15 protein-coding genes are annotated in these 18,054 nt (G+C 74.3%); 7 read left to right on the forward strand and 8 right to left on the reverse strand.

Features of this window, described 5'->3' with window-relative positions; translation table 11 throughout:
• Positions 1-207 precede the first annotated feature (207 nt).
• Together ACY34I_RS04470 and ACY34I_RS04475 are read left to right on the forward strand one after the other, a co-directional pair.
• On the forward strand, positions 208-1,050 hold the full coding sequence (locus tag ACY34I_RS04470) for a DUF308 domain-containing protein (RefSeq protein ID WP_462752705.1): 843 nt from the start codon (positions 208-210) through the stop codon (positions 1,048-1,050).
• A 173-nt stretch (positions 1,051-1,223) separates the two neighbouring features.
• Positions 1,224-2,642: an alpha,alpha-trehalose-phosphate synthase (UDP-forming) gene (locus tag ACY34I_RS04475; RefSeq protein ID WP_462752707.1), complete on the forward strand. Its 1,419-nt coding sequence runs from the start codon at positions 1,224-1,226 to the stop codon at positions 2,640-2,642.
• A 12-nt stretch (positions 2,643-2,654) separates the two neighbouring features.
• Here the strand turns inward: ACY34I_RS04475 and ACY34I_RS04480 are convergent, their stop codons facing one another.
• The 6 genes from ACY34I_RS04480 to ACY34I_RS04505 form a co-directional block, all read right to left on the reverse strand.
• On the reverse strand, positions 2,655-3,476 hold the full coding sequence (locus ACY34I_RS04480; protein WP_148803264.1) for an alpha/beta hydrolase: 822 nt from the start codon (positions 3,474-3,476) through the stop codon (positions 2,655-2,657).
• Positions 3,477-3,552: 76 nt separating this feature from the next.
• Positions 3,553-4,956, reverse strand: coding sequence for a flavin-containing monooxygenase (locus ACY34I_RS04485; RefSeq protein WP_462752710.1), 1,404 nt, complete (start codon positions 4,954-4,956; stop codon positions 3,553-3,555).
• A 104-nt stretch (positions 4,957-5,060) separates the two neighbouring features.
• A complete protein-coding gene (locus ACY34I_RS04490) occupies positions 5,061-5,732 on the reverse strand; it encodes an endonuclease/exonuclease/phosphatase family protein (protein ID WP_462752990.1) in 672 nt (223 codons plus the stop codon).
• Positions 5,733-5,763: 31 nt separating this feature from the next.
• On the reverse strand, positions 5,764-6,720 hold the full coding sequence (locus ACY34I_RS04495; RefSeq protein WP_462752712.1) for an ROK family glucokinase: 957 nt from the start codon (positions 6,718-6,720) through the stop codon (positions 5,764-5,766).
• A gap of 63 nt (positions 6,721-6,783) precedes the next feature.
• Entirely contained in the window at positions 6,784-7,437 is a 654-nt protein-coding gene (locus ACY34I_RS04500) for a hypothetical protein (protein ID WP_462752714.1), read from the reverse strand.
• A gap of 40 nt (positions 7,438-7,477) precedes the next feature.
• Positions 7,478-7,933 carry an SRPBCC family protein gene (locus ACY34I_RS04505; protein WP_148803254.1) on the reverse strand — a complete coding sequence of 152 codons (456 nt, stop codon included), beginning with the start codon at positions 7,931-7,933 and terminating at the stop codon, positions 7,478-7,480.
• A 190-nt stretch (positions 7,934-8,123) separates the two neighbouring features.
• Between ACY34I_RS04505 and ACY34I_RS04510 the strand changes: the two genes are divergently transcribed.
• From ACY34I_RS04510 to ACY34I_RS04530, 5 genes are all read left to right on the forward strand, one after another.
• Complete coding sequence (locus ACY34I_RS04510; RefSeq protein ID WP_462752717.1) at positions 8,124-9,926, forward strand: AMP-dependent synthetase/ligase; 1,803 nt, start codon at positions 8,124-8,126, stop codon at positions 9,924-9,926.
• 14 nt (positions 9,927-9,940) lie between these two features.
• Positions 9,941-11,632: a GAF domain-containing sensor histidine kinase gene (locus ACY34I_RS04515; protein ID WP_462752719.1), complete on the forward strand. Its 1,692-nt coding sequence runs from the start codon at positions 9,941-9,943 to the stop codon at positions 11,630-11,632.
• Positions 11,633-11,639: 7 nt separating this feature from the next.
• Positions 11,640-12,308, forward strand: a complete 669-nt coding sequence (locus ACY34I_RS04520; protein ID WP_007072219.1) for a response regulator transcription factor — start codon at positions 11,640-11,642, stop codon at positions 12,306-12,308.
• A 206-nt stretch (positions 12,309-12,514) separates the two neighbouring features.
• On the forward strand, positions 12,515-13,327 hold the full coding sequence (locus ACY34I_RS04525) for an SAM-dependent methyltransferase (RefSeq protein ID WP_462752721.1): 813 nt from the start codon (positions 12,515-12,517) through the stop codon (positions 13,325-13,327).
• Positions 13,328-13,412: 85 nt separating this feature from the next.
• Positions 13,413-15,080 (forward strand): putative bifunctional diguanylate cyclase/phosphodiesterase, encoded by a 1,668-nt coding sequence (locus ACY34I_RS04530; protein WP_462752992.1) that lies wholly within the window; start codon positions 13,413-13,415, stop codon positions 15,078-15,080.
• Between the two features lie 556 nt (positions 15,081-15,636).
• Here ACY34I_RS04530 and ACY34I_RS04535 read toward each other — a convergent pair.
• A complete protein-coding gene (locus ACY34I_RS04535) occupies positions 15,637-16,761 on the reverse strand; it encodes a glycosyltransferase family 4 protein (RefSeq protein WP_462752723.1) in 1,125 nt (374 codons plus the stop codon).
• Entirely contained in the window at positions 16,758-18,017 is a 1,260-nt protein-coding gene (locus ACY34I_RS04540; RefSeq protein WP_462752725.1) for a M48 family metallopeptidase, read from the reverse strand. Before ACY34I_RS04540 ends, ACY34I_RS04535 begins: the two co-directional genes overlap by 4 nt.
• Between the last annotated feature and the right edge of the window lie 37 nt (positions 18,018-18,054).

Genomic DNA, 18,054 nt, shown 5'->3' on the forward strand with positions numbered 1-18,054 from the left:
GGAGCCCGGAACGGGCCGCCGGGACGCCGCCCGGGACCGCGCCCGGGGCGCCGTCGGCGAGCGGGACTGTCCGGGAAGAGCCTACGAACCGGGAGCGGCACGCCACAACGCACTCCCGGAACCGGGTCCCGACGTGTCACGATTCAGGGCACGGCGTACGGGGCGCCGGGTCGGGACGCACCGAGGTGCGGCGAGGAGGGGTGTCCGGTGTCAGCGGGTGGGCCCCGCCGGGGACGGCGGGACAACGGGCTCGACGCGGCCGAGTACGCGGTCGCGGGCGACGTCGATCCGCGGATCGGGGAACATCTGCTCGACGTGCTCGCCGCCGGCGGGATCGCCGCCTACCTCCAGCCCTCCGCCGACCTCAACCCGATCACCCGCACCACCACGGTCCCGTCCCGCCCGGTCGACCGGCTCTACGTCGACCGGTCGCACCTGACCACCGCCCGGGACTACCTCACCCAGCTCACCGACGAGGGGGGCCGTGAGCCGGCCCGGGGCGACGAGCCGGACATCGAGGCGGAGTGGGCGAAGATCGTCGCCGGGTTCGACGCCCCGACCGCGGGCAGCCACCCGTGGCCCGCCGCCGAGGACGTGGACGACGACTCCGTCGACCCGTCCGGGCCGGCCGGGGGCGCCGGGGGGCGGGCCGAGGAGACCGGCGGTCCGACCGCCACCGACGTCCGGCGCCTGCCGTACGCGGCGGACGTCTCCGGCATCTCGGTGAGCCGGGACCGGCCCGACGAGCCGTCGCTGCTGGACGGCCTGGACACCTTCGGCGCCGACCTGCCCGACGACCAGGACGAGCACTACACCCCGCCCCCGCCGCCCCCGCTGCCGCGCTTCTCCAAGTACGCGGTGATCGGCGTGCTCTGCATCGTGGCCGGGTTCGTGCTCTTCCTGTCCCCCACCGTGCTCCCGGTCACCGACCCGTCCGTGGTGACGCTGCTCGGCTTCACCGGGATCCTGGCCGGTTTCGTGATGCTGATCTGGCGGCTGCGGCCCGGCGACTCCGACGAGCAGGACCCGGACGACGGCGCGGTGGTCTGACCGCTCCGCCCCGGCCGTCGCCCGGATACCGGGACGCCTGTCGCCCCGGCCGCACTCGCGTAACAAGGGTGTAACTTACGGTCAGTAGGAATACCGTACGTCACGTCCCGCACCGGCTGTCCGGTTTGTTCCTCGCTCCGGTCGCCGGCCCTCTGCTGAGCGGATTGCCCGAGATGCGACCGAGTCCCCTCGTGGTGGTGGCCAACCGCCTTCCCGTCGACGACAGCGTGGCGCCGGACGGCGCCTGCGAGTGGCGCCGCAGCCCCGGCGGCCTGGTGAGCGCCCTGCACCCCCTGCTCCGGCACACCCCGGCCACCTGGGTCGGCTGGGCCGGCGGCACCGGCCCGGCGCCGCACCTGCCCGAGGTGGACGGCGTCCGGATGCACACCGTCCCGCTGACCGCCGACGACCTGCGCGACCACTACGAGGGCTTCGCCAACGCGACCCTCTGGCCGCTCTACCACGACGCCGTCGAGCAGCCCGAGTACCACCGCCGCTGGTGGGAGGCGTACCAGCGGGTCAACCAGCGGTTCGCCGACGCCGCGGCCGAGGTGGCGGAGCCGGGCGGCCTGGTCTGGGTGCAGGACTACCACCTCCAGCTCGTCCCGGGGCTGCTCCGGCGGCTCCGCCCCGACCTGCGGATCGGCTTCTTCCTGCACGTCCCGTTCCCGCCGCCGGAGCTGTTCATGCAGCTCCCCCGCCGGGCCGAACTGCTGCGCGGCATGCTCGGCGCCGACCTGATCGGCTTCCAGCGGGCGCACGCCGCGCACAACTTCGCCCAACTGGTGGCCAGGGTGCTCGACCTGCCCGCCACCGACCGGCGGGTCGAGGTCGGCGACCGGACGGTCCGGGTCGGCGCCTTCCCCGTCTCCATCGACACTGCCGAGATGGCCGCGCTCGCCGCCCGGCCCGAGGTCGCCGACCGGGCCCACCGGCTGCGCAAGGACCTCGGTGACCCGGAGCAGGTCATCCTCAGCGTGGACCGGATGGACTACACCAAGGGCATCGAGCAGCGGCTCAAGGCGTACCGCGAGCTGCTGGCCAGCGGGGACGTCAAGGTCCGGGACACGGTGCTGATCCAGGTCGCGGTGCCCAGCCGGGAACGCGTCGCCCAGTACCAGATCCTCCGCGACCGGGTGGAGCACCAGGTCGGCCGGATCAACGGCGAGTTCGGCCGGGTCGGCGAGCCGGCGATCCACTACCTGAGCCAGCCCTTCGACCGCACCGAACTGGTCGCCCTCTACCGGATCGCCGACGTGATGGCGGTGACCCCGCTGCGCGACGGGATGAACCTGGTCGCCAAGGAGTACGTGGCCGCCCGGGTGGACGGCACCGGCGCGCTGCTGCTCAGCGAGTTCGCCGGCGCCGCCGAGGAGCTGACCCAGGCGTACCTGGTCAACCCGCACGACCTGGACGGGCTCAAACAGGCGCTGCGCAGCGCGCTGCGGGCCGGACCCGATGACGTCTCGGCCCGGATGCGCGCGATGCGGGCGCACCTGCGCCGCAACGACATCCACGCCTGGGCCCAGTCGTACCTGAGCGCCCTGGACGAGAGCGGCTCGCTGCTGCGCCGGCTCGCCGCGACCGACTGACCGGTGCCGGTGTCACCCGCGGGCGGGCGCCGGGTCCTTCTCCAGCCAGTCGAGGATCGCGTCGAGCGGCTCCCGCCAGCGGGCGTCGAGCATCAGGTCGTGGCCCATGCCCGGGAAGAGCAGCGGGGCCGAGGCGTACCGGCGCGCGGCCCGGGCCAGCGCGGCCGACGGCACCACCCGGTCGTCCGGACTGCCCAGCACCAGCACCGGCGGGCGGCCCACCGCCGGCTCCGGCTGCCGGCCGGTGAGCAGCTGCCACTGCGCCCGCCGGCCGGCCCGGCCGAGCCGCGCGACGTGCCGGCGGGCCTCGCCGTCCGGCAGCTCCCGGCTGAACAGCTGCCGGCGGTTGAGTCGCAGGCGGCCACCGAAGACCGCCGGCAGGGTGCCCACCGGGTTGCGCCGCAACGCCGTACCGAACGTCCCCCAGCCGCCGAACACCGGCGCCACCAGCACCGCCGCCCGAGCCGGGTAGCGGGCCAGCGCGTGCGCCACCACCCGGGCACCGGCGCCGTGCCCCACCAGCACCGCCTGCCGCGGCAGGCCCGCCGCCGCCTGGACCACGTCATGGGTGTACGACCGCAGCGTCGCCGCCGGCGCCGGCTCGCTGCCCCCGTGCCCGCGCAAGCTCAGCGCGTACGCGGGGAAGCCGCGGGACGCGGCGTGCGACAGCCAGTGCTCGGCGAACGCCCACGCCCCGTGCCCGAACCCGGGTACGAACAGCAGCGGCGGCTTCCCCTCCTCCAACTCCGGCACCACGGACAGCACCTCCCGGCGGGCCGGGCGCTCCGGGCGGGCCCACTCCCAGGCCCGGACGATCCGCACCCGCTCGCTCACGCCGCCGCCTCGCTTCGCTCCCCGGCGGCGCGAGGCGCCACGCTGCTGAACCGAATGGTTCGCTCGCTCCGCTCGCTCACTTGCCCTCCAGCTCGTCCAGGGCGCGCTGGAGCGCCCGCAGGTAGTCGGCGTGCCCGACCTCGAACCAGTGCCGGCTGCTGTCCTTGACCTTCGGCGAGTACCGCTCGCCGAGGCCGGCGGCGACCTTACGGCCGAACGCGGCGGCCCGGTCCGGCCGGGCGGTACGCAGGGCGAGCAGCCGGGCGAACAGCACGCTCTGCCAGTGCGCGATGGTGAACACGCCGGAGTCCGGCTGCACCAGGCCGACCACGGCCAGCGTGGGGTGCCCGGCGGCGAAGGCGTTCAGCCACAGGCGCGGCCGGCCCGACCCGTCGGCGTCGCCGAGCACCGCGCCGTCGAGGAACTCGAAGCGCGGCAGGTAGCCGGTGGCGAAGATGACCAGCTCCGGGTCGATCTCCCGCTCGTCGCTGAGCGCCACCGTGCGGTCGTGGAACCGGGTCAGGTCCGGCACCGGGGTGACCTCTCCGTGGCCCACGTAGTAGATCAGCTGGCTGTTGGCGATCGGGTGGGTCTCGTAGACCCGGTGGTCCGGTCTGGGCAGGCCGAACCGGGTCAGGTCGCCGACGGTCAGCCGCAGCGTCCGGTGGTAGAGCCACTGGCGTACCCGCAGCGGCACCCGCAGCGCGAGCAGGGTGTCGTTGACCTGGTCGGCGGGGCGGCCGAAGACGTACTTCGGGGCGTACCAGTAGCCGCGGCGGGTGGAGTGCCAGCAGTGGGAGGCCTGCTGGGCCGCCTCGACCGCGATGTCGCAACCGGTGTTGCCGCCGCCCACCACCAGCACCCGCTTGCCGCGCAGCTGCGCCGGGTCCTTGTAGGACGAGGCGTGCATGACCTCGCCCCGGAACTGCTCCAGGCCCTCGTAGCGGGGCAGCTTCGGCGACCAGTTGTGCCCGTTGGCGAGCACCACGGCGGCGTACCGGGAGGTGCGCTCCGGGCCGTAGCCGCCGGTGCTGCGGGTGGTGACGTCCCACCGGTCTCCCTCGACCGGCTCCACCCGGACCACCTCGGTGCCGAACCAGATGTGCTGGCGCAGGTCGAAGTGGTCGGCGTAGCGCTCGAAATAGGACAGCAGCTGGGCGTGGTGCGGGTAGTCCGGCCAGTCGTCCGGCATCGGGAAGTCGGGGAACTGGGTGAACGGCCGGGACGAGATGAGGTGGGTGCTGGCGTACACCGGGCTGCGGTCGTGCCGCCAGTTCCACGCTCCGCCGATGCCGGTCTCCCGCTCGTAGCAGTCGACGCCGAAGCCGTGCTCGCGGAGGTTCTTCACGGCGGTGAGGCCGCTGGCCCCGGAGCCGATGACGCAGACGGTGTCGCCGCGGTCGGAGACCGGGCGGCCGTCCCGGGTCAGGGCGATCGTCGGGTCCGGATCGGGGCGGCCGAGGTCGGTGGAGGAGGGCACCGGGGAATTCTCCTTTGTGCGGCACGAGTGCCGGTCGGTGCGAAATCCTGCCGACAATGCCCGCGGTTGTCCAGCCCGCCCGATGTTCCCGGCGGGCCGCCGGTTCAGCCGTCGGCGGGCAGCAGCAGGTCGACCAGCAGGGGGAAGTGGTCGCTGGCCCGGCGGGTGCGCGGGGTGTCCACCACGTCGTAGTCCACCACGGTGATCCGCGGGTCGACGAAGAGGGCGTCGATCCGCCGGTGCGGGTGGGCGCAGGAGAACGTGTGCCGGTCCGCCCGGTCCGCGGCCACCGCGGCGTCGGTCAGGCCCGCCGCCACCGTCCGCCACGCCGGCCCGTCCGGCTCCTCGTTGAGGTCGGCGCCGGCCACCACCGGCAGCGTCGCGGCGGCCAGTTCCCGCTTGAACGCGGCCGCCTGCGCCGGCCGCTCCGCCGGGTCGGTGGCGAGGTGGGATCCGGCCAGCAGGAACCGGCTCCCACCCACCAGGCACTCGGCGTACGCGGCGCCGCGCAGGTGCCGTCCGGGGGTCAGCGGGTAGCGCTGGCAGCGGGTGGCCAGCACCCGCACCCGCAGGCTGGTCAGCAGCAGGTTGCCCAGCGCCGGCAGGCCGCCGGCCGCCACGACCAGGCCGAACGAGTCGGCCAGCGAGGCGCACTTCTGCCGCCACCGGAACCGGCGCGGCCCCTCCTGGACGATCACCACGTCCGGCGCGGCCGCCCGGACCACCTCGGCCAGCGCGGCGGTGTCGTCCCGCTGGCTGTGCACGTTGTACGACATCACCCGCAGCGGCACGCCCGGGCCGGGCACCTCAGATCCGCCGGGCCAGGTCGGCGGCGCCGATGACGCCGGCGGTGTTGCCCAGCTCGGCCGGGCGGATCTCGGCCACCGGCAGCCGGCTGCGCTGGGCGAGGGCCTGGCTGTACGACCGGCGGGTCGGGCCCATCAGCAGGTCACCGGCCTCGACCACGCCGCCCCCGACGACCAGCACCTGCGGGTCGAGGATCTGTGCCATGTCGGCGAGGCTGGTGCCCAGCCACCGGCCGACCTGGGCGAACGCCTCGGCGGAGACCGGGTCGCCGCCCTGCGCGGCGGCGGTCACCATCGGCCCGGTGATCGCGTCGGCCTCGCCACCGGCCAGCTCCAGCAGGGCGGCGGCCCGGTGCGGTTCCTGGCGGGCGGCGGCGCGGGCGAAGCGGACCAGGGCGCTGCCGCTGGCGTACTGCTCGATGCAGCCCAGCCGGCCGCAGCCGCACTGGTGACCGTCCGGCACGGTGAGCATGTGCCCTAGCTCGGCCGCGATGCCGTTGGCGCCGCGGAGCAGCTCGCCGCCGAGCACGATGCCGCCGCCGACGCCGGTGCCGATGGTGAACATGACCATCGAGTCGTCGGCGGCCCGGGCCGCGCCGTAGCGGAACTCCGCCCAGGCGGCCACGTTCCCGTCGTTCTCCACGATCACCGGCACCCCGATGGCGTTGCTGACGTACTCGCGCAGCGGCTCGTCCCGCCAGGCCAGGTTGGGGGCGAAGAGCACGGTGGAGCGGGAGGCGTCGATCCAGCCGGCCGCGCCGATGCCGACCGCCTCGACCGGGTAGCCGGTGGCCAGCTCGGTGACCACCTCGATGATGGTGTCCCGGGTCTTGGCCACGTCCTCGGCGGGGGTGTCCCGTCGGGCCTGCACGAGAACCTTGCCGGTGTCGTCCACGACACCGCCGGCCACCTTGGTGCCACCGACGTCGACTCCGATGGTCAGCGTCACCGCCGCCACTCCCCTCTGCTGTGCTCCCTGACCTCGTCCGGCGCGGCCGGGTGAGGTCGGGATGTCCGGTGGTCAGGCCCCGTCGCCTGGTGCCTCCTCGGCCACCTCGCCGGACGCCCGGGCGACGGGCACCACGGGACGGCCGGCCGGCGGCCGGTGGGACACCGGCACGTCCGGCCCGGCGGCGTCGGCGGGCGGCACGGCGGCACCCGGGTCGGCCACGCCCTCCCCCCGGGTCGCGGCGGACCAGACGTCCTGCTCGGGTGCCGGCTGAGAATCATGCCCGGTGCGGGTGGCCGCGCGCCAGACGTGATCTCCGGTCGGGCTCCCGGCGGCCGGCTCGTCGGCCCCGGCGGGGCGGGCCGGCTCGGCCGGGGCGAACGCGCGCAGCAGGCTGGCCACGCCGGCGGCCAGGTCGCCGGCGCCGGTGGCGAGCCGCTCGGCGAATTCCGGGCTCGGGTCCCGCAGCGCGGCGATACCTCGACAGATCGGGCAGACACTGCACTCCGGCGAGCCGGTGGCGAAACCGCCGCCACCGGCCGAGGCGGTCCGGTCGCCGGAGCTGGCGCCGTCCGAGGTGTGACCGAGGACACCCGACAGGATCCCGCCGAGCGGGCCCCACTGGCCGCCCCCGGGCGTGGCGGCGGCCAGCCGGGCGGCGGCCAGGAACATGGCGACGAGGCGTTCCGCCTCCTCCCGGGCCGAACCGGGATCAGTGGTGGCCATGGGTCGGCTCCTCTACCGTGACGACCGGACGCCGGTCGGGTCAGTGGGCCGCACCGAGTGCTTCTACCCGGCGCTTGAGTTGCTTCAACGCCGCATCCATGATCATTTTCTCGGCCTTGCGGCGAAACATGCCGAGCATGGCCACGGAGAGCTCCACCTCGAGCGTGTAGGTCACCGTGGTGGTCCCGTCCGGGTTACCGGTCACGTCGTACGACCCCCGCTGGGCCTTCTGCATCTTCGAGGGCGCCACCAGGTGCCACTCGATCCGGGAGACGTCCTCGGCGTACTCGTAGGCCAGCACGTACTCGTCGGCCATCACGCCGGCGTCGATGGTGAACCGGACCTGGCTGGCGTAACCGTCCTCGTACTCCTCGATCACCTCCGCCCGCCGTACCGCCTCGGCCCATTCCGGGTAGCGGGGGAAGTCGCAGATGACCGCCGCCACCCGGTCCGGTGACGCGCCGACGAGGATCGACTGGGTGGAGGAGTCCGCCATGGGGGGAGGCTACCCGGCGGCGGGTCCGGGCGCGCCGCTCCACCCCGGCGGGCGCGGCACGGTGGGCCCGAACCGGGTGTGTCCGGCCCGCCGGGCGGGCAACCTCCCCACCTCACCTTCGCGAACGGGCGGGTAGGTTTCGACAGAGCCGACCCGGTCGGTCGGCCGGTGTGAGCACGAGGGAGTGCCTGTGCGCGAGTTCTCCGTACCGCCGATCGTCACCGTCGGCGACGCGGCCAACCTGACCGACCCGGTCTGGGACAACGCCGAGGTCGCCCCCGACGCGGTGCAGTTCGTCCGGCGTGCCGGCGCCGACGGCCGCTGGACGGACGTGACCTGCCGGCAGTTCCGCGACGAGGTCGTGGCGGTGGCCCGGGGCCTGGTCGCCGCCGGCATCTCCCCCGGTGACCGGGTCGCGCTGATGAGCCGCACCCGCTACGAGTGGACCCTGCTCGACTACGCCATCTGGACCGTCGGCGCGGTCACCGTGCCGATCTACGAGACGTCCAGCGCCGAGCAGGCCGCCTGGATCCTCGCCGACTCCGGCGCGGTCGCCGCCCTGGTGGAGACCGCCGCGCACGCCGAAGTGGTCGCCGGGGTCGGCGACCGGCTGCCCGAGCTGCGCCAGGTCTGGCAGATCGAGAGCGGCGCGGTGGACGAGCTGGTCAGCGCCGGCGGGTCCGTCGACCCGGCCGACGTCGAGGTACGCCGCTCGACCGTCAAGGCCGACGACATCGCCACCATCATCTACACCAGCGGCACCACCGGCCGCCCCAAGGGCTGCGTGCTGACCCACCGCAACATGTACGCCGACATCGCCAACGCCGTGCCGGTGCTGCCGAACCTGTTCCGGCAGAGCGCCTCCACCCTGCTCTTCCTGCCGCTCGCGCACGCCTTCGCCCGGCTCATCCAGATCGGCGTGGTGCACGCCCGGGCCACCATGGCCCACACCGCGGACACCAAGAACCTGGTCGCCGAGCTCCAGGAGTTCAAGCCGACCTTCGTGCTCTCCGTGCCCCGGGTCTTCGAGAAGGTGTACAACGGCGCCCGGCAGAAGGCCGAGGCCGAGGGCAAGGGGAAGATCTTCGACCGGGCCGAGAAGGTGGCCATCGCCTACAGCGAGGCGCTGGAGAACCCGGACGGCCCGGGCCTGGGGCTGCGCGCCCAGCACGCGCTCTTCGAGAAGCTGGTCTACCGCAAGCTGCGGGCGGCGCTGGGCGGCCGGTGCCGGGACGCGATCTCCGGGGGCGCCCCGCTCGGCGCCCGGCTCGGGCACTTCTTCCGCGGCGTCGGGGTGAACGTCGCCGAGGGCTACGGCCTCACCGAGACCGCCCCCGCCGCCGCCGCGAACCTGCCCAGCGCCACCAGGATCGGCACCGTGGGCCGCCCGCTGCCTGGCGTGACCATCCGGATCGAGGACGACGGCGAGATCCTGATCTCCGGCGAGCTGGTCTTCCGGGGCTACTGGCACAACGAGGCGGCGACCGCCGAGGCGCTCAGCACCGACGGCTGGTTCCGCACCGGCGACCTGGGCCAGCTCGACGAGGACGGCTACCTGAGCATCACCGGCCGCAAGAAGGAGATCATTGTGACCGCCGGCGGCAAGAACGTGGCCCCGGCGGTGCTGGAGGACCAGGTGCGGGCCCACCCGCTGATCAGCCAGTGCGTGGTGGTCGGCGACCGGCAGCCGTTCATCGGGGCGCTGGTCACCATCGACGAGGAGGCGCTGCCGAGGTGGCTGGCCGCCCAGGGCCGGCCGGAGACGACCAGCGTCGCCGATCTGCGCGACGACGAGGCGCTGCGGGCCGAGGTCCAGGGCGCGATCGACGAGGCCAACCGGTCGGTCTCCAAGCCCGAGGCGATCAAGGTGTTCCGGATCCTGCCGCACGACTTCACCGAGGACACCGGCGAGCTGACCCCCTCGCTCAAGGTGAAGCGGCAGGTCGTGCACAAGACGTACGCGGCGGAGATCGCGGACATCTACCAACGCTGACTACGATCCGTCACGTGCCCGCCTCGACACCCAGCCAGCCACCGACGCAGCCCCTCGCCGCGCTCGCGCGGGCGGTCCTGCTCGCCCTGGTCGCCGTCCTGACCCTGTTCGCCACAGGGGACGTCACCCAGCTCTGGTGGATCGCCCTGCTGGGCCTCGCCGGGCTGCCCGCCGTGCTGGCCCCGCAGCACCCGCTGCTCGGGCCGCTCAGCCGGTTCGCCGAGGTGGTCGTCCTCGGCCTGGCCGCTAGCAAGATCGCCGCCGACACCCACCTGACCGGGGTGACCGGCGGGCTGGGCGCCTCGGCGGTGCTGCCGTACCTCGCCGTGCCGGTCACCGTGACGGCGCTGCGCCGCCGGTTCCACGAGGGCGCGGCGCTGCTCGCCGTGGCGGCCGCCACCCTGCTGGTCAGCGCGGCCTTCACCGCGGTCGGCGGCGGGCGGCAGCTCGGCCAGGTCGGCTACCTCGCGGTCTGCGCGCAGTGGCTGATCCTGGCCGCGCTCGGCCTCTACACGGCCGGCACACTCCAGCGGGTGATGCGGGTGCGCGGCGAGGGCAAGCCCCAGCCGTACGCGGAGGCCACCCGGCTGCTGACCCAGCTGCGCACCGTCGCCCGTCAACTGCCCGGCGCCACGCTCGACCCGGGCGGCATCTCCGAGCACCTGCTGGAGGAGCTGCGGGTGGTGGCGAAGACCGACCGGGGCGCGGTGCTGTCCGCCAGCGGCGGCGGCCGGCTGGTGGTGCTCGCGCAGATCGGCGCGGACCGGGTGGACTGGGAGACCACGCTCGACGCGGACTCGGCGATCGCCGACGCCTGGGCCAGCCAGCAGCCGCAGACCGCGGCCCGTTCGCAGGCCCGCTCCCAGCAGTCCGGCGAGGTGTCGGCGCTGATCGTGCCGCTGGTGGCCGGGGTACGCACGGTCGGCCTGGTGGTCATCGAGGCGGACACCGCACACGCGTACCCGCCGCCGGTGGTGTCCCGGGTGACCGCGCTGACCGGCCCGGCGGCGCTGCGACTGGAGGCCGCGCTGCTCTTCGACGAGGTGCGGTCGCTGGCCACCAACGAGGAGCGGCAGCGGCTGGCCCGGGAGATCCACGACGGGGTCGCCCAGGAGCTGGTGATGGTCGGGTACGGCATCGACAACGCCCTGGCCACCGTGCACGAGGACGCCGAGGAGACCGCCGACTCGCTGCGTACCCTGCGGCAGGAGGTCACCCGGGTGATCACCGAGCTGCGGCTGAGCCTGTTCGAGCTGCGCAGCGAGGTGGACCGGCACGGCGGCCTGGCCGCCGCGATCGCCGAGTACGCCCGCACCGTCGGCGCGTCCGGCGGGCTGCGGGTGCACCTGTCGCTGGACGAGTCGACCGCCCGGCTGCCCGCCGCAACCGAGGCCGAGTTGCTGCGCATCGCGCAGGAGGCGGTCACCAACGCGCGCAAGCACGCCGGGGCGGCGAACCTGTGGGTCACGTGCGCGGTGGACCCCCCGTACGCCCAGATCGAAGTGTCGGATGACGGTCACGGCATCGGTGACCAGCGGCCTGACGGGCACTACGGGCTTGCGATCATGGCCGAGAGGGCGGAACGTATCCGGGGCCGGCTGGAGATCAGACCGCGGCAGCCCAGCGGCACGACCGTGGCGGTGGTGATCGGCTCCTCGCCCCGGCGCGATAAGGTGCGCGGCAGCGCAGCAGCAGAAGGGGAGTAACCCGAGGATGACCACTAGCCCGACACCGGCCACCCGTACCAAGGTTCTCCTTGTCGACGATCACGACCTGATCCGCAAGGGACTGCGGCACGCCTTCGAGCGGGACCGGCAGTTCGAGGTCGTGGGCGAGGCCGCCACCGCCGCCGAGGGCGTGCGGCAGGCCGGCGCGCTCCAGCCCGACGTGGTGATCATGGACCTGCGGCTGCCCGACGGCAGCGGCCTGGAGGCCACCCGAGCCCTCCGCAAGTCCAGCGCGTCGATGGGCATCGTCGTGCTGACCATGTACGCCGGTGACGACCAGCTGTTCGGAGCGCTGGAGGCGGGGGCCAGCGCCTTCGTGCCGAAGACCGCCCCGGCCGACGAGGTGGTGGCGGCCGCCCGGCACGCCGCCTCGTCGCCCAGCGCGTTCACCGCCGCCGACCTGGCCGAGGCGATGAAGCGCCGGCTGGCCCCCTCCGGCCCGCAGCTCTCCCCGCGGGAGGGCCAGGTGCTGCGGCTGCTGGCCGACGGCATGAGCGTGGCCGGCATCGCCAAGCAGCTGTTCGTCAGCGAGTCGACCGCCAAGACGCACATCTCGAAGCTCTACGAGAAGCTGGGCGCCGCCAACCGGGCCCAGGCGCTGATGACGGCGCTGCGGCTCGGCCTGCTGGAGGCCCCGGACGCGCCCAAGTTCTGAGGCGTCCCGTCCATCGGCCGAGAGGCCCGCGTCCGTGCTGCGGATGCGGGCCTCTCGGGCATTCCGGGCGCCTGCTGAACGCGTACGGTGAGGGGCCGATCGCGCAGCGACGGCGGTCTTTGCACCGCGACAGCGGGCGGGCAGAATACCCGGGTGGTCCGTGCGGGTGACGACCCGCGCGTTGTTGACACAAAAGGGGCAGGGGCATGCAGCGGCCGGACTGGGCACCTGACACGATCGACATCGAGCGCCCCAGCGTGGCCCGCATGTACGACTACTACCTCGGTGGCTCGCACAACTTCGCGGCCGACCGGGCGGCCGCCCGGGCGATGGTGGAGGCCGTGCCCGAGGCCCCGCTGATGGCCCAGGCCAACCGGGCCTTCCTCCGCCGGGCGGTGCAGTTCCTGGCCGATTCCGGGATACGCCAGTTCCTCGATCTCGGCTCCGGCATCCCGACGGTGGGCAACGTGCACGAGATCGCCCAGCGGGCCGACCCGGCGTGCCGGGTGGTCTACGTCGACGTCGACCCGGTCGCGGTCGCGCACAGCACGGAGATCCTGGCCGGCAACGACCGGGCCACGGTGATCCAGGAGGACCTGCGCCGGCCGGCCGCGATCCTCGGCCACCCCGAGGTCTCCCGGCTGCTGGACTTCTCCCAGCCGGTCGCCGTGCTGGTCGTGGCGGTGCTGCACTTCATCCCGCCCGCCGACCGGCCCGAGGAGATCCTGCGGACGCTGCGGTCCGCGCTGGTGCCCGGCAGCCATCTGGTGCTGTCGCAGGCCAGCGACGACGGCCGCCGCGAAACCGGCGAGCGGGCCGAGGCCGAGCGGGTCTACCGCCGCACCGACAACCAGCTCTGGATCCGCAGCCGAGCCGAACTGGTCACACTCTTCGACGGGTTCGAGCTGGTCGACCCGGGCGTGGTCTGGGTGCCGCAGTGGCGTCCGGAGTCGCCGGAGCAGGCGGAGGACGCGGAGCGGTCGGTCTTCCTCGGCGGCGTCGGGCGGCTCGGTGGGTGACGGAGCCGCCGCCACGATCCGCTCCCGCCCCGGCACCTTCGCCCGGGCGTGGGCCAAGGCGGTCTCCGGCACCAGCTACCTGCCGATGACCCAGGCGCAGCTGGAGGCGCTGCTGCAACGGCTCGCCGAGCGGCTGGCCGTGGCGATCCGGTCCGAGCCGTTCGACCTGCGCATCGGCCAGCAGGTCGGGGCGGAGCTGGTGCAGGCGCACATCGCCTCCGCCGAAGGGCTGGGCCGCACCATCGAGGTGATCCAGCTCCGCCTGGTACGCGACCTCGGGCTGGTCGTCGACGACGTCGAGGACCGGATGGCGCGGCTGCTGGCCACGGTCGCCACCGGGTACGCCCGCGCCCTGCGCGACCGCACCCTGGACGAGCAGGAGTCGATCCGGCGGGCCGCGATGATGGCCCGGGCGCAGGCCGAACGGGCGCTACGGGAGAGCGAGGCGCGGTTCCGCTACCAGGCCACCCACGACCCGCTGACCGACCTGCCCAACCGGATCCTGTTCACCGAGCGGCTCACCGCCGCGATCGACGATCCGGGCCGGGGTGCCGCCCGGATCGGGCTCTGCTTCCTCGACCTGGACCGCTTCAAGGTGGTCAACGACTCGCTCGGCCACCAGGTCGGCGACGCACTGCTGGTGGCGGTGGCGCGACGGCTGCGCCGGGCCCTCGGCGAGCACCTGGTGGCCCGCCTCGGCGGCGACGAGTTCGTCATCCTGATCGAGCGCACCGCCTGCATCGAGGACGTGGTCAAGGTCGCCGAGGCGGCCCTCGCGGCGGTGAGCGAGCCGGCTCTCGTGGAGGGGCACGAGCTGACCGTGTCGGCCAGCATCGGGATCGTGGAGCGGCAGGTGGCCGGCACCACGCCGATGGAGTTGATGCGGGCCGCGGACAGCACCCTGCACTGGGCCAAGGCGGCCGGCGGGGCCCGCTGGTCGGTCTTCGATGCCGACCGCAACCGCCGGGAGCTGGCCCGGTACGCCCTCTCCGCGGCCATCCCCACCGCCCTGAACCGGGGCGAGTTCTACCTCGACTACCAGCCGCTGACGTCGCTGCGCGACGGCCGAGTGCTCGGCATGGAGGCGCTGGTCCGCTGGCGCCACCCGGAGCTGGGGGTGCTCCGGCCGGACAGCTTCATCGGGCTGGCCGAGGAGACCGGGCTGATCGTCCGGCTCGGCAGCTGGGTGCTCGCCGAGGCCTGCCGGGAGGCGCAGAGCTGGTCGGCGGGGCATCCCGACGCCCCGTTCGTCAGCGTCAACCTGGCCGTCCGTCAGCTGCACCGGCCCGGCCTGGTGCAGGAGGTGGAGGCCGTGCTGAGGCGGACCGGGCTGCCCCCGGACCGACTCCAGCTGGAGGTCACCGAGAGCACCATGATGAGCACCGTCGCCGAGCCGGTCCGCGCCCTGCGGGTGCTCAAGGAGCTCGGGGTCCGGATCGCCATCGACGACTTCGGCACCGGCTACTGCAACCTGGCGTACCTGCGGGACCTGCCGGTCACCGAGCTGAAGGTGGCCGGCGAGTTCGTGGCCGGGCTGCGCGCCCCGGCCGACGACCCGGGCAGCCGGACCGACGAGCGGATCCTCGCCTCGCTGGTGTCCCTCGCGCACGCCCTCGGCCTGACCGTCACCGCCGAGGGCGTGGAGACCGCCGAGCAGGCGGACCGGCTGCGGGCGATCGGCTGCGACGCCGGCCAGGGCTGGCACTTCGGCCGCCCCGCCCCCGCCGGCCAGTTCCTCGCCCACCCGGCCTGAGCCCCGCGCCCCGCGAGAGTCGTTGCCGCTATCAGCTCCACAGCACCCCAACGAACCATCACCGCCACCCACGACGAGACGACCCAGCCCCGCCTACAAACTTGATGACGCAGACGACTCAGCACCAGACGCCCGACCCAACCACACCACCCCACCCCGACCTGAATCGTTCACGCCATCAAGTTCGTAGCGTCCAAAAGAGACCCGCGGCCGCCGGGGACGCGAAGGGCCCGGGTGTGGGAAAGCGCGAGGCGCGAAGGCACGAGGCACGAGGCGCGCAAACACGAGGCGCAAAAACACGAGGCACGAAAGCACGACGCGCGCAAACACGAGGCGCGAAGGCCCGGGGCGCGAAGGCGCGGGATGCGAAGCCGCAGGGTGCGTGGGCGCGAAGGCGCGGGGTCCGAAGGCCGGGGTCAGGGCAAGGCGGACCAGCAGCGCCGCGACCTCCGTGGCCGTAGCCGCGGGCGGCTGCCCGCGGGAACTCGGCCGTCGCCGGCGGACAATCCCGGCCCCAGGCCGACGCCGACCCACTCCTGGTCGCGCCTCGACCGGGTCAGCTGGCGAGGAGGGCAGCCATCCGTTCCGCCTGGGCCTCCCAGCGCCACTCCTTCTCCACCCAGGCACGGCCGGCGCCACCGAGCTGCCGGGCCAGGTCCCGGTCGGCGAGCAGCGTCGCCACCCGGTCGGCGAGCTGGGCCACGTCCCGGCCCCGGACCACGTACCCGGTCTCCCCCTCCCGGACGGCGTCCGGCGCGCCGCCGGAGTCGCCGGCCACCACCGGCAGCCCGGTCGCGCTGGCCTCCAGGTAGACGATTCCCAGCCCTTCGACGTCCAGGCCACGGTTGCGGGTCCGGCAGGGCATGGCGTACACGTCACCGGCGGCGTAGTGGGCGGGCAGCTCGGCCGACGGCACCGAGCCGGTGAAGACCACCTCGCGTTCCACCCCGGTTTGTCGTGCCAGCTTCTCCAGTGTCGCCCGGTAGGGCCCGCCGCCGACGATCAGCAGGGCCGCGTCCGGCACCCGGCGGCGGATCTCCGGCATCGCCCGGATGAGCATGTCCTGCCCCTTGCGCGGCACCAGGCGCGAGACGCACACCACCACCGGGCGGTCGGCCAGGCCCAGCCGCAGCCGTACCCGCTCCCCGTCGACGGACGGGTGGTAGGTCTCGACGTCGACGCCCGGTGCGAGCCGGCGCAGCTCGGTCACCCCGTCCAGCACCCGGGCCAGCCGGACCCGGGTGTATTCCCCCAGGTAGGTGGTGACGTCCACGCCCCGCCCGATCCGGCGCAGCGCGGACCGGGCGCCGGGCAGTGCAGCCCAGCCGGCCTCATGGCCGTGGGTCAACGCCACCGCCCGCCGGATCCCGGTCCGTCGGCGCAGCCTCGCCGCGAGCAGCCCCAGCGGGGCCGCCGCGCCGAACCACACCGTGTCGCAGTCGTACGCCCGGGCCAGCTTCGCCGCGCGGCGGGCGATCAGCGGGGTGGGCAGCAGCACCTTGGTGCGTTCCCGGATCACCTCGAAGGGCTGGTCGGCGTCGAACTTGGCGGCACCCCGCCAGCTCGACGCATACACCACCAGGGAGCCCGGGGGCTGGCGGACGGCGAGGTTGTGCACGAAGGACTGGATGCCACCCGGCCGGGGCGGGAAGTCGTTGGTGATCAGCAAGGTCCGGCTCATCTGCCGATCTCCCTGGCGTAGGCGCGGGCGGCGGCCATCCGCTCCACGGTGGACGGGTGGGACGCCGACCAGAGGTACTCCCAGCGGGGCGGGTCGGGGTCGGCGAGGTTCACCCCGGCCAGGCGGCGCTGCATCGCCTCGAAGGTGGCCGGGTCGCCGGTCAACGCGAGCGCGTGCGCGTCGGCCCGGGCCTCCACCCGCCGCGACACCAACGCCTGCGCCGGGGTGGCCACCAGCCCGGCCAGCGTGATCAGCGCGATCAGCAGCGGGAACGCGCGAGGTTGGGCGACCGAGTCGACCCCGGCCAGCCGCAGCAGCGGCGGCCAGGAGCCGATCAGATAGAGGGCCACCACCGCGGCGGCGGCGCCGAGCGCCCCGAGCAGGGTGCCGATCCACACGTCTCGGTCCCGCGCGTGCCCCAGCTCGTGCGCGACCACGCTGGTCACCTCCGCGGGGGTCGCCTCGCGCAGCAGGGTGTCGTAGACCACCACCCGCCGGGTCGGCCCGAGCCCTGAGACGTAGGCATTGACCGCCCGGGTCCGCCGGGAGGCGTCGGCCACCAGCACGTCGCGGACCGGCACCCCGTCGCGGGCGGCCAGGCTCATCAGCTCGGTACGCAGCGGGCCGGGCTCCATCGGGGTGAACCGGTTGAACACCGGCTCCACCAGCACCGGCAGCACGAACGACAGCAGCACCACCAGCGCGGCGGCGCCGGCCGCGCCGAACGCCCACCACCAGCGCGGGGCGAGCCGGACGACCGCGTAGAAGCCGAGCAGGGCGAGCGCGCCGATGACCGCACTGACCGCGTACGACTTGAGCAGGTCCACCGCCCAGCCGCCCCAACCCTGGGTGCTCAGCCCGTACCGGGTCAGCACGGTGTGCCGCCAGGCGGCGAAGGGCAGGGTGAGCAGGTCGGCGAGGAGCATCACGGCCAGCCCGCCGAGCACCGCCTGGGCGATCCAGTGCCCGCCGAACGGCCGGCCGGCGAACTCCACCAGGCGACCACCGACCGGGGTGAGCCCGAGCACCAGGGCCACCGCCAGGCCGACGACGAGCGCCGACCAGCCGGCGGGCCGCAGCGCGCCGTGGAACGCCCGCCCGCGGGCCACCTGCTCGACCGGGAGCGCCCGCAACGCGGCCAACTGGTCGGCGCGGGGCGCCGGTGGCCGGTGCCACGGAATCAGCAGCGCCGCGGTGACGGCCAGCACGACGGCCAGCCCGGCGAGGGTGAGCACGGCCCACCCGCGCGGCGTCACCGCGTCGCCCCGGTACCGGTGGCAAGCAAACCGCCGG

It is taken from the genome of Micromonospora sp. RTBAU3-60 (assembly GCF_054963695.1).

Bases quoted from the DNA above. Each gene is read 5' to 3' on its own strand.
- ACY34I_RS04530 (WP_462752992.1), top strand. From the start codon at position 13,413: ATGACCCAGGCGCAGCTGGAGGCGCTGCTGCAACGGCTCGCCGAGCGG.
- ACY34I_RS04500 (WP_462752714.1), bottom strand. From the start codon at position 7,437: ATGGCCACCACTGATCCCGGTTCGGCCCGGGAGGAGGCGGAACGCCTC.
- ACY34I_RS04535 (WP_462752723.1), bottom strand. From the start codon at position 16,761: ATGAGCCGGACCTTGCTGATCACCAACGACTTCCCGCCCCGGCCGGGT.
- ACY34I_RS04525 (WP_462752721.1), top strand. From the start codon at position 12,515: ATGCAGCGGCCGGACTGGGCACCTGACACGATCGACATCGAGCGCCCC.
- ACY34I_RS04475 (WP_462752707.1), top strand. From the start codon at position 1,224: ATGCGACCGAGTCCCCTCGTGGTGGTGGCCAACCGCCTTCCCGTCGAC.
- ACY34I_RS04505 (WP_148803254.1), bottom strand. From the start codon at position 7,933: ATGGCGGACTCCTCCACCCAGTCGATCCTCGTCGGCGCGTCACCGGAC.
- ACY34I_RS04490 (WP_462752990.1), bottom strand. From the start codon at position 5,732: ATGTCGTACAACGTGCACAGCCAGCGGGACGACACCGCCGCGCTGGCC.
- ACY34I_RS04520 (WP_007072219.1), top strand. From the start codon at position 11,640: ATGACCACTAGCCCGACACCGGCCACCCGTACCAAGGTTCTCCTTGTC.